At 44.3% G+C, this 11,777-nt stretch carries 12 protein-coding genes; 10 read left to right on the forward strand and 2 right to left on the reverse strand.

What is annotated here, in order from left to right; genetic code table 11:
- Positions 1-36: 36 nt before the first annotated feature.
- Positions 37-1,092, reverse strand: coding sequence for an aromatic ring-hydroxylating oxygenase subunit alpha (locus QVA83_RS08510; protein WP_069944582.1), 1,056 nt, complete (start codon positions 1,090-1,092; stop codon positions 37-39).
- Positions 1,093-1,253: 161 nt separating this feature from the next.
- On the opposite strand from QVA83_RS08510, the gene QVA83_RS08515 reads away from it, so the two are divergent.
- Both QVA83_RS08515 and QVA83_RS08520 read left to right on the forward strand, forming a co-directional pair.
- A complete protein-coding gene (locus QVA83_RS08515) occupies positions 1,254-2,174 on the forward strand; it encodes a cation diffusion facilitator family transporter (RefSeq protein WP_069944581.1) in 921 nt (306 codons plus the stop codon).
- 102 nt (positions 2,175-2,276) lie between these two features.
- Complete coding sequence (locus QVA83_RS08520) at positions 2,277-2,609, forward strand: hypothetical protein (RefSeq protein WP_014950012.1); 333 nt, start codon at positions 2,277-2,279, stop codon at positions 2,607-2,609.
- A 157-nt stretch (positions 2,610-2,766) separates the two neighbouring features.
- Here the strand turns inward: QVA83_RS08520 and QVA83_RS08525 are convergent, their stop codons facing one another.
- Positions 2,767-3,006, reverse strand: coding sequence for a hypothetical protein (locus QVA83_RS08525; RefSeq protein WP_014976932.1), 240 nt, complete (start codon positions 3,004-3,006; stop codon positions 2,767-2,769).
- 252 nt (positions 3,007-3,258) lie between these two features.
- On the opposite strand from QVA83_RS08525, the gene yoaA reads away from it, so the two are divergent.
- From yoaA to QVA83_RS08565, 8 genes are all read left to right on the forward strand, one after another.
- Positions 3,259-5,178 (forward strand): DNA repair helicase YoaA, encoded by a 1,920-nt coding sequence (yoaA, locus tag QVA83_RS08530; protein WP_069944580.1) that lies wholly within the window; start codon positions 3,259-3,261, stop codon positions 5,176-5,178.
- 77 nt (positions 5,179-5,255) lie between these two features.
- Entirely contained in the window at positions 5,256-5,972 is a 717-nt protein-coding gene (tsaB, locus tag QVA83_RS08535) for a tRNA (adenosine(37)-N6)-threonylcarbamoyltransferase complex dimerization subunit type 1 TsaB (RefSeq protein ID WP_069944579.1), read from the forward strand.
- Positions 5,973-6,102: 130 nt separating this feature from the next.
- Positions 6,103-6,396, forward strand: coding sequence for a hypothetical protein (locus tag QVA83_RS08540; RefSeq protein ID WP_014950008.1), 294 nt, complete (start codon positions 6,103-6,105; stop codon positions 6,394-6,396).
- A 343-nt stretch (positions 6,397-6,739) separates the two neighbouring features.
- Positions 6,740-7,393, forward strand: a complete 654-nt coding sequence (locus QVA83_RS08545) for a Slp family lipoprotein (protein WP_069944578.1) — start codon at positions 6,740-6,742, stop codon at positions 7,391-7,393.
- Positions 7,394-7,491: 98 nt separating this feature from the next.
- A complete protein-coding gene (locus QVA83_RS08550; protein WP_069944577.1) occupies positions 7,492-8,331 on the forward strand; it encodes an alpha/beta fold hydrolase in 840 nt (279 codons plus the stop codon).
- Positions 8,332-8,452: 121 nt separating this feature from the next.
- Entirely contained in the window at positions 8,453-10,105 is a 1,653-nt protein-coding gene (gene fadD, locus QVA83_RS08555; RefSeq protein WP_069944576.1) for a long-chain-fatty-acid--CoA ligase FadD, read from the forward strand.
- Positions 10,106-10,167: 62 nt separating this feature from the next.
- Entirely contained in the window at positions 10,168-11,325 is a 1,158-nt protein-coding gene (gene rnd / locus QVA83_RS08560) for a ribonuclease D (RefSeq protein WP_069944575.1), read from the forward strand.
- Between the two features lie 120 nt (positions 11,326-11,445).
- On the forward strand, positions 11,446-11,742 hold the full coding sequence (locus QVA83_RS08565) for a YcgL domain-containing protein (protein WP_287498354.1): 297 nt from the start codon (positions 11,446-11,448) through the stop codon (positions 11,740-11,742).
- Positions 11,743-11,777: the final 35 nt, after the last annotated feature.

Genomic DNA, 11,777 nt, shown 5'->3' on the forward strand with positions numbered 1-11,777 from the left:
TTTTGTGAAATAACACTATTTAAAGCACCAAGACTGCTACTGTTTAGCAAGCCAATCGTAAAAATGCGCCACGCCTGCTTCTAAAAACGGTTCTATGGGACCGTGTTCTTCTTCGCCTGATAAATAAAGTGCACGTCGACCTTTCTCTAACAATAGGCAGGCTTCTTCATCTTCTACCGCTGTTTCCATATAGGCCGCTTTTTCCGCTGCAAAGTAGTCTGGCATATCTTTATAAAGTGCTTCGGGATAATAAAATTCAACGTGGTTTACACATGCGCCTGCACCCTTGGGATAAATCGTGCTGACGACAATAATATCTGGGTACCACTCAATCATAATATTAGGGTACAAAAAGCACCATATTGCGCCAAAGCGAGGAAGTGTTTGCCCAAATCGTGCCAATAATGCGTCTTGGAACTCTCTGTAACGCGGTGTTGTGCGCTTGGTAAGCTGGTCGCCTAGCCCAACTTTTTGAACTGAAAAATCATCGCCAAACGACCATTCTAAATCATCGGGTTTAACAAACTGGCGAAGCCCAGGGTGCATGGAGTACACGTGATAGTTCTCTAGATAGATTTCGATGAATGTCTTCCAGTTAAATTGATATTCCGTGGTTTCAGAACCGGCGTAAAAGAAATCGGTAAAGTCGAGATAGTCCTCAAGCCCAAGGGCAGATAAGTCCATATTAGGAGATCGCCCTCGAAATAGAAGACCGTTCCACACTGACAGTGATTCCTTTTTCAACTGACCACTAGGGGCATCCTTAAAGTGGGGCGCACCTTTAAGCTGACCTGTATTGTCATAGCCCCAGCAGTGGAGTTTACAAACTATGCTGCGTGCCCGGCCTTGCCCTTCAAGAAGTTGAGCTTGTCGATGTAAGCAAACATTGGATATAAGTTCATAGTTCTCACCCTGATTAAATAACACATAACGGTCGTTAAAGTGAGGCAGTACTTGATAGCTAAACTTCCCTGGCACCATTAGGGAATGGCCCGCATAAGCAAGCCCTCGAGAGAATGCCTGCTCGACTTCCTGCCGGCTTTCATCAGCATCAAAGTAACTTTTTATAGAAGGATGGGTAACGATTTTCATAGTTTAAAACAGGTGCTAAAAACGCAGTGCGTTGAGTCGAAATAATATAGGCGCTATGTATCACTGAATTGCTTAAAAAAATAGCAATATTTTATTTAAAGCACTATTTTTTTTAAAATATCGGAGTAGAATCCGCGCACCTTAATTTCGAAGTGATTTTCATGGACATTGGCTTCCATCACCTTGAAGAAAAGCGTCTATTAACGCTTTCTTTTTATATTGCCGGCGCATTTGTCATTATTGCGCTTGGTTTTGCCATTTTAACGAGCTCAGGCGCTATTTTATTTGATGCCGCGTACTCGTTAATCGCTTTTGTTATGTCAATGCTAACGCTTAAAGTGGCCAATTTGGTTCAACGTCCTGACGATGACCGGTTTCATTTTGGTTACACGGCAATTGAACCTACGCTAAACATGTTTAAGTCGCTTATTATCATTGCCACGTGTGTGTATGCCGTCGCGAGCTCTGTTCAGAGTTTATTAGCAGGTGGGCACGCAGCTGAGTATGGTATTGGTATGGTCTACGGTGTTGTGGCAACGGTTGGCTGTTTTAGTATCTCTCTGTACATGCGAGCAAAAGGTAAGCATTTACTGTCCGACTTAGTAAAAGTGGATTCTCACACTTGGATGATAGACGGCGTGCTAAGTGCATCTATCTTGTTCGCTTTTATTTTGGCCTACGCGTTAGAGTTGACGGAATATAGAACACTGTCGCCGTACGTTGATCCTGTTTTATTGATTATTCTTGGTTCGGCAATGTTGCCGGTGCCTTTTAAGATTTTGCGTGAAAGCCTTAATGAAGTAATTAACAAAGCGCCGCCTGAAGCTATCTCGGCGGTAATCGAGAAAAAATTCAAAAAAACGTTGGCTGACGTCCCATACGAACATGTGGAAGTGCGAATTAGTAAGCGGGGTAGGGATGTCTATCTGTTAGTCCACATTATCGTGGATGACGCATTCTCGATTGCAACGATAAGTGAGTTAGACGAAATTCGACTGAAATGCGAAGCAGAAATGCGCGAGTGGGATCCTGCAATCATCATGGACATCTTGTTCATAAAAGATCCTGAGCTTGCAGAGTAATGATACGGGGGAGTGTGAAATTTCTCGCATTCTCCTCTTACTTGGCTGGCAAAATCCTCCAAACTTTCCGATAATCAACTCTTTAAGCTAATTGAAGATGTGATGGAAACGCGACTTCCGCTATATAAAAAGCTGCTGGTAATGTACCGCATAGAACCGGGATGTCTTGGGCCGCAAGGTGCTGACTACGTTGAGGAGTTTTGTGTATTTGCCAAAAAAAGGCTAAAAGACAACCATGGTCATTGTTTGCGATGGACCATTAAGCCCCGCTACGACAAGACACTGCCCGAGCTTGAATTTCAGATAAAAAATGCCGTTCTTTCCCGTGACAATGCGGCTAAATATATGGATAGCTTTGGTATTGATATCGATGCTTTCGAAGAAGAGCTAGAGGAGTCGCTCGCCGATTTGGTTGATGCATTTTTTGAACGCTGATGCTTTCAACTAAAGCCACCGTTGCATGCATTGCTATATACAATGCTAGGGAACTCGAAAAGGCACTTCAAATGCAGAGCACAAAAAAGCCCCGCCATTTCTGGCGTGGCTTTATCATTCATTCAGTTAAAGTGAATCAGTAACTCACCTTAATAGATCAGTTTAAAGATTTCAGTTTCTGGTAACCTTCAGCTTCTAGCTCATCATTTACGCACTCTAATACAAATACGTCTTCCGACTTGCCTTTTGTGCCTTCTTCTTCAGCGATTTCTTTACAGAACTGAGTTAATTCCGCTACCAGCTCTGCAGGTGCTTCGTCTGATGCAGCTGCAATTACAGAGAACGCCATTGCGCTTAAACCTACTAAGCCTAAACCTATAAAGCGTAAACCTTTCATAATTACCTCGTTTAATAGTTGAGTATAAACATTTACGAGCTGGATATTGCGCCTAAGTGTTAAGATTAAAAAGCTAATTTTTTTGTTCTAGAAGACAAATTCTTTTCATCAAAAATTTAACAATTGCTTTGACTCTAAAAGGCGTCAGGTAGCAAATGCTGACGCTAAAATGCAAACCTTTAATGGGCATTCCATAGGCTTTTTGGCATAATGCGCGGCCTAAAGTAGAAAAGTAATGACAGCGCTTAAACCATGCCCATAATAAATAACGTATTCTCTTCAGATGGCCTCCTTGCAGGTGCTATCAAGGGGTTTGTACCTCGCGAAGCTCAAACTGAAATGGCAAAGGCGGTTAAGCGCGCTATTGATACCACAGGTAGTTTAATAGTAGAGGCAGGTACGGGAACGGGAAAGACTTTCGCTTATCTCGCTCCGGCATTGTTGAGCGACGGAAAAGCCATTGTTTCTACAGGGACTAAAAACTTACAAGAGCAGCTATTTCACCGCGACTTACCGCTGGTAAAAAAGGCCTTAGGCAGCAAGCGAAAAACTGCGCTGTTAAAAGGCCGTTCAAACTATCTTTGTCTACACCGTGTAGCGCAGCACAGCGGCAACTCTACGCTCGTTGAAAAAGAGGTATTGGGTCAGCTTTCAGAAGTGAAACGTTGGTCTAGTACTACGAAAACAGGTGATATGGGGGAGCTTAAAACCCTTCCCGAAGATGCCCGTGTTTTACCGCTGGTTACCTCTACAGTGGATAACTGCTTGGGCCGCGATTGCCCAGATTATGAAGATTGCTACTTGGTAAAAGCGCGCAGAAAGGCGCTGGATGCTGATATTATTGTGGTAAACCACCACCTTTTCTTTGCTGATATGGCATTGAAAGACACAGGGTTTGGCGAACTTATTCCAGAAGCTGATGCGATTATTTTTGATGAGGCTCATCAAATTCCCGATATTGCCAGCGATTACTTTGGCGAGTCACTTTCGACAAGACAAATTCACGATATTGCGAAAGATATCACGCTGTTGTTCAGAACAGTGCTAAAAGATGCTGGGCAGCTAGATAAAGCGGCTGACAAATGCAGGATGATTGCCTCTGATTTACGGCTATTGTTCCCGGATACGGCTGAACGCGGCAACTGGGCTGAGGCGTTAGACCGTGACGACGTGCGCATGCAGGTGGGCAAGCTGGCCGAAGCGCTAGGTGTACTGCATGAAGTGTGTAAACTCCATATTGGCCGCGATAAAGATTTAGACAACATGTACGAACGTGTTGTGGCTGCAAGAGAGCAGTTAGATGCGTTAAGCGACAATAAGCAAGAAAATGTAAGTTTGTGGTATGAAACTACTCAGCGCCATCTCATTATGCATTTAACGCCCTTATCAATTGCCGCTAAATTCAGACGATTCGTATCATCGCCGCCGCGCGGGTGGATTTTTACCTCGGCAACCTTAATGGTAAACGGCGGTTTTGATCACTTTCAGCGCCGCATGGGCTTAGAAGACGCAGAAACGTTAGGATTAGATAGCCCGTTTAATTATCCCGAACAGGCCATGCTGTGCGTGCCCCGCTATTTACCAGAACCAAACAGCTACGCTATGCGCGAAACTTTGCTAGAAACAGCCAAACGGCTAATCAAAGCAAGTCGCGGGAGATGTTTCTTGTTGTTTACTAGTCACGCTATGCTTCGAGAAATTGCGCAGAAGCTAGAAGATGAGATAGATAATCCGCTACTGGTGCAAGGGACTACCACCAAGCAAGCATTGCTGGATGCGTACCTTGCAGATGAAAAAGCGGTATTAATGGGCACAGGCGCGTTTTGGGAAGGAGTAGACGTGCGCGGCAACGACTTGGTTTGCGTGATGATTGATAAGCTGCCCTTTGCGTCACCTGATGACCCGCTGCTTCAAGCCCGTATGGAAGATGTAAAAAAACGTGGAGCAAACCCGTTTGGTGTTATTCAAATTCCCCAAGCTGTTATTACGTTAAAGCAGGGCGCGGGAAGACTCATCCGAGATCCTTCAGATAAAGGCGTGCTGGTTATATGTGACAATCGATTAGTGACGAAGCCTTACGCCAAAACCTTCGTCGGAAGCTTGCCAGATATGAAAAGAACAAGAAGCTTGGACGAAGTGGAAAAATTTTTAGCCGGCATTGATGAAGCCTAAGTTAAAGCACTGAAAAAGCGGTAAGCGTGTATTACGCCATTAGCCCCTTTTCAGCTTATATGAAATAAGAGATAAACATGAACATTTTAGCTATAGATACCGCAACCGAAGCTTGTTCGGTTGCGCTTCAATTCAAAGACACCGTCATAACGCGTTTCGAGATATGCCCTCAGCAGCATAGTCAGCGACTTCTTCCCATGGTCGATGAGGTGTTAAAAGAAGCAAAGGTTTCGCTGGGCGACCTAGATTTACTGGCTTTTGGTCGAGGCCCAGGCAGCTTTACCGGTGTTCGCATAGCGACGGGAATGATTCAAGGTTTAGCGTTAGGGACAGGCTTAAAAGTAGCGGGCGTGAGTACGCTCGAAGCTATGGCGTTTGAAGTAGCGTCTAAAACTCAGCATAAAGATGCATTGATTGCCGTCGCGTCTGATGCGCGTATGGGTGAAGTGTACTTCGCGGTTTACTCTCAGTCGCAAAATGGGCTTGTACTTTGCACTGAAGAGCAAGTTTGTCCGCCCGAATTGGCTATTGAACAGCTAAAAGTACTTAGAGAAGAAAACGGCGCGGCTGTAATTGCAGCTGGCACCGGCTGGTCTGCCTACGAGGAGCTTGATAACTGGAAGTCTGAAGTATGTGGTGAGGTAGCGTCTGACATCACGCTTCCAAACGCGCAATACATGCTTAAACTTGCAATAGATGCACATAGTAAAGGCGAAGTATCTGACGCTGTGAATGTAGAACCTGTATATCTGCGCGATAAAGTAACGTGGAAAAAATTACCAGGCAGAGAGTAACGACACGCCGCCGAATATTGGGCGCCCATTATTAACAATAAGATAAATCGAGCAACGGGGAAAAGAGGGGCGAGTCTTAAGGTTAAAGCTCGCTTCCCAATGGTATGATTCTTGCCTCAGTTAACTTTGTATGATTATCAATAATAATTTCGCCGTACCGTCTTCCGAACCTTCGCAAGGCCGTGTCGCTAAAATTAACAAAGACCCTGAACAGCAAAGTAAAGGGCAAAGCGAATCGTCTGCTAGGGCGATTGTTGTTGCGCCCGACGAACAGGGAACGGATAACGCCAAAGCGTACCAACAATTTATTCGTGAAGATGGCAACACGTATTCTCAAAATGCCATAGCGTCATACACAAGCTTTGAAAAGCAGCAGCAACGCGAGTCTATTCAATCTATGTTCGGCGTGGACATCTACGCGTAGTTCAATTCCAAGCACCATAATTCACACCGTAGATAAATTTAACAAATTGTTAAAACCCGCTGTGTATTTTGAACAAAAGCCTACCGTATATACTCTACAAATTGTTGGTTGGGATGATCTATCTCATTTAAGCGACATAGTGTTTGAACGGCAGTGGTTGTCCATTCGTATAAATGCTAATGTTTGGTTGTTGGTATTCGGTTTTTCTTTTTCTCATAAAGAGATACATGAAAGTAGAGGCGGGTTGTAATCGAAATTTCACTGTATTTTTTAAACAACCCAGTGCTTGTAGACTGACTTTTATTCAAACGCAGCATTTTCTAGGATTTATAGGAGCTCGTCGATGTCTCGGTATTTAGTTTTACTTACAGTCTTTTTATTTGCGGGCTGCACAATAGTCCCAGATAGCATAGAAGTGCCTGAAGGAACGCAGCTAGTTAGCTATTCGAAAGCGGTCACGTCGGGGGCGAACGCGCAAGGCCAAAAGGCCAGATGGGGAGGAATGATTGTTGGTGTTGAAAATAAGCCCAACAAAACGTTCATTGAACTCGCTCATTTTCCGCTAAATCATTATGGCAAGCCTTCAACAAATGGAGAGACGTCGGGTCGATTCAAAGTACAAATTGATGGCTTCGTCGACCCAATTGTTTTTGAAGAAGGGCGTGCGGCAACGTTTCTAGGTACAGTTACCGCTCCAACTGCGGGCATGGTGGGTGAGCAGCCCTACATTTATCCGACGATCATTGCCGATGACTACCACATGTGGAGGAAGCAAGAGGTTTATGATGTAAATACTTACTTCTTCAATTACCACACAGGTTGGTATTCACCTTTTTATGGCTTCAATGGCCCTTGGATGTATCCGCATTTTAATCGAACGCGCGTAATTCGTTACGAAAATGCGCCGAGCAAGGCCACGCTTCCTTCTAAATCTAAGTCTACACGAAGCAAGACAAAGGCAACGATACAGCCCGTAAGGCAGGATAAAGCGAAGTAAAAATCTCATCATGGAGGCGGCATAATATTGCCGCCTTTTTTTATTTTTAGGACGGTCATGGAAAGCGCGCGGCGATTTATTGCCGCAAAGGATGAAAGATGATTGAAACAGAATTTAACATTGGGGCATTACATTTAGCTGCGTTAGATAATCAAGGTGCCGGCAAAGTCGTACTTGGTTTACACGGCTACTTGGATAACGCAGAGAGCTTACGGCTGTTAGCGCCATACCTTCAAACTCACCGCTTTATTGCGCTAGATTTAGCTGGTCATGGTCGTTCTGGTCACCGTGCACTAGGCGCACATTACAATCAAGTTGATTACCTGCAAGACCTTTATGCGCTAATAGAATCTCAAGAGTGGGAAGAAGTCATTTTATTAGGACACTCTCTCGGCGGAATACTAGCGAGCCTTTTCGCCGCACTTTTTCCGGAAAAAGTCACTGCTGTAATAAGTATTGATGCTTGTGGGCCGCTTACCGAAACTGAAGAAACAACCGCAGCACAAATGCGTGACGCAATAGTGAGTCGTCACGCGAAGTCGCGAAATAAACTGCGAATCGTTGATTTAGACGACGCAGTTAAAGCCAGGTGCAAGGTATCCGATATTCCTGCCGAACACGCGCGTTCTATTTTATCGAGAAATTTAACCCAAGATGCGGGGGGACATTGCTTCTGGTCGAGCGACCCGAAGCTTCGTACAAAATCTACACTAAGACTCACAGAAAAGCAGGCAGAATCGCTAATGCGTGCTATTGTATGCCCAATTCTTTTTATTGGTGCATCTAACAGTTTTAAAAACCTTGAGACTGTTTTCCCCAATCGCAAGGGGTGGTTTTTAAATGCGCAATACGAACAATTAGTAGGCGGTCACCATATTCACATGGAAAATACTGACGATGTAGGGGTATTAATTCGTCATTTTGTTGAGCAATTGTAAATTGTGCCGTTTATTTTTTTTTACACATCCTATACTATTCGCAAGTTATCAGACCAGTTATATAAGTGCAGCTCCCCATGCGCTTATAAAATAGTATAAGAATAAAGTAGAGGAGGTTTTGGTGGAAAAAACCTGGCTTAAGCATTACGACCCTCGCGTTTCCGCAGAAATTGATGCCGATCGTTACGCATCTGTAGTAGACATTTTCGAGCAGTCGGTAAAGAAGTTCAAAAATAAAGAAGCCTTCATAAATATGGGGCATTCAATCACGTTTGAAGAGTTAGATACCTTATCAGCTCAATTTGCTGCTTATTTGCAGGCAAGCGGACTAAAACGCGGTGATGCTGTGGCAATTATGATGCCCAACCTTCTTCAATATCCTGTTGCCATGTTTGGTATTCTGCGCGCAGGGATGGTTGTGGTTAACGTAAACCCTCTCTATACAGCTCGTGAGTTAAAGCACCAACTAAATGATGCTAATGCGAAAGCCATCGTTATCGTTGAAAACTTCGCGTGTACTTTAGAAGAAGTCATTACAGATACTAACCTGCAAGAAGTCTTTTTGACTGCTTTAGGCGATATGCTTCCGGCACCTAAGCGCTGGATTGTGAACGCAGTAGTGAAGTACGTTAAAAAGATGGTGCCTTCGTTTAATCTACCTGAAACGACATCGTTTATGTCGGCGGTTAAAAAAGGGCAATCTCTTGAATATAAACGCCCAGATATTGATAGCGGCGATTTAGCGTTTCTTCAATACACAGGTGGCACGACTGGAGTTTCTAAAGGTGCCATGCTTACTCATCGCAATATGGTGGCGAATTTAGAGCAAGTGTCAGGTATCTTAGAAACAGTGATTGAAGAAGGCGAAGACTTTGTTGTTACCGCGCTTCCGCTTTACCATATATTTGCGCTACTGGCGAACTGCTTGATGTTCGTTAAATACGGGTGCCGTAACTTGCTTATTACCAACCCACGTGACATGCCGGCTTTTGTAAACGAACTTAGCAAATATCCGTTCACCATTTTACCTGGTGTAAATACCTTGTTTAATGGCCTGTTAAATACGCCTGGATTCAGCGAACTTGATTTCAGCAAGTTTAAGTTTGGTTTAGGCGGCGGTATGGCTGTTCAGCGCCCTGTAGCAGAAAAGTGGGAAAAGGTAACCGGTACTGTGCTTCTTGAAGGCTATGGGCTAACAGAGTGTTCGCCTGTGGTAGCGGTTAACCCACCACAGATTGAAGCTTATAAAGGCGCAATCGGTATGCCTGTTCCTTCTACAGACATTAAGCTTCTTGATGACGACGGTAATCCTGTTGAAAAAGGTGAGCCTGGTGAAATGTGGGTGAAAGGCCCTCAGGTAATGAAAGGATATTTGAACCGACCAGAGGCAACAGAAGAAATTCTAAAAGACGGTTGGTTAGCCACAGGTGACATCGCAACGGTAGATGATGAAGGTTACTTCTATATTGTTGACCGTAAAAAGGATATGATCCTAGTTTCAGGCTTTAACGTGTTTCCTAACGAAATTGAAGAAGTGGCTGCAATGCATGAAAACATTGTTGAAGCAGCTGCGGTTGGGGTTCCTCATGAAGTCAGTGGTGAAGTGGTGAAATTGTTTGTAGTTCGAAACAGCGACTCACTTACTGAAAAAGACGTTATCGCGCATTGCCGTAATCACTTAACGGGTTACAAAGTGCCTAAGCAAGTTGTTTTCAAAGACGACTTACCAAAAACCAATGTAGGTAAAATACTGCGTCGGGAGCTTCGAGACTAATTTCGTTGAAATAGTTTTGTGAAAGCCGGCGTAAGCCGGCTTTTTTATTACTGTGCAAAAATATGCAATATCAATTAATTACAACATCTGAACAACTCGAAAAAGTGTGCACTGCCGCACAGCGTCAAGAGGCGGTAGCCTTAGACACCGAATTCGTAAGAACGAAAACCCTTACTCCGCATCTAGGCCTAATACAGCTTTACGATGGCCATCAGCTGGTACTCATTGACCCGCTCGCCATAGACAATATGCAGCCGTTTATCGATCTCATGGAGAATACCGAAGTCGTGAAAGTGCTGCACTCGTGTTCTGAAGATATTGAGGCTTTCCTTACCGCCTTTGATACCGAACCAACGCCTGTGTTCGACACGCAGCTTGCGGGAAGTATTTTGGACATGGGTCCGTCACTTGGCTATGCAAAGCTTGTAGAGTTGCTGTGTGATATCAGTTTGGACAAAGGGGAGTCGCGAACCGATTGGTTAGCCAGACCACTACGTGAAGCGCAGCTGAGCTACGCAGCGAATGATGTGCTGTATTTACTGCCTTGCTACCAACAGTTAGCCAGTAAAGTACAAGAGGCGGGGAAAGTGCACTGGATTTATCAAGAGATCGCTTTGCTAGTTGATAAGAAGCGTGCTCAAATGCCTGAAGATTTTGCGTACTTAAGCATTAAGAATAACTGGCGATTGAACAGCGAACAGCTCACTGTATTACAGGCTCTAGCGGCATGGCGTTTGAATACCGCACGAAAAAAAGATCTGGCCCTAAACTTTGTGTTCAAAGAAGGGCATTTGTTTGAAGCGGCGCAGCGTCTTATCGATAGTAAATCTGGCCTTTCGCGTATTAACGGCGTGAATCATCAGTCGGTACGCCGCTACGGCGACACCATCATCACGCTAATTGAAGAGGCAAGAGCAAAGTACGCGCAAACGCCAGAAAAGCTCAGACTTCCGGTTGTGCTGCGGTTAATTGATATCGCCAAGTACAAAAAAACGCTGGCCGAGCTTAAAGTTATCAGCGACCAGATAGCGAAAGACAATGCTGTAAATAGTGACGTTATTGCCTCTAAAAAACAGCTGAATCAACTGTTAAAATGGTACTGGTTTTCGGTTGATGAGACCCGCGTGCAGGGACTAATGCCCGATGTACTGTCAACGTGGAGAGAGCCATTGTTTCGCTCTCACGTAACCCGCTTACTTGGCGACGCTCCAGCCCAATAGTGCCTTAAAAGCAATATGGGTGAGCAGTATTGGCGAGAGGTGTATGCTCTCTGGCCAATTAAATCTGCATAGTGACCCCAAAAGAACTAAACAAACGAATTAAGAAAGAGTAAAAATTCTATGTTATGCGCAGTTTATAAAACGCGAAAGAAAGACGGCATGTATTTGTACGTGCCAAAGAAAGACCATTTTGAAGACGTGCCAGAGCCGCTTATGGCGAAGTTTGGTCGCCCAGAGCTAGTGACTATCATCGCCCTAGAAAAGCGCGAGAAACTTGGCCTGGTTGACAAGCAAAAGCTTATCGACGAGCTTAATGAAAAAGGTTTTTACCTTCAAATGCCGCCAATAGAAGATAATTTGCTAGTGCAACTCCGTGAATCTCTTGGGCTGTCAAAAACACCCGATAAGAAGTTTTAAATATCCATGTTATTAAAGACTCTAAAGGGCTTATT

Source organism: Alteromonas sp. AO-Serp (assembly GCF_017849675.1).
GTDB lineage: Bacteria > Pseudomonadota > Gammaproteobacteria > Enterobacterales > Alteromonadaceae > Alteromonas > Alteromonas macleodii.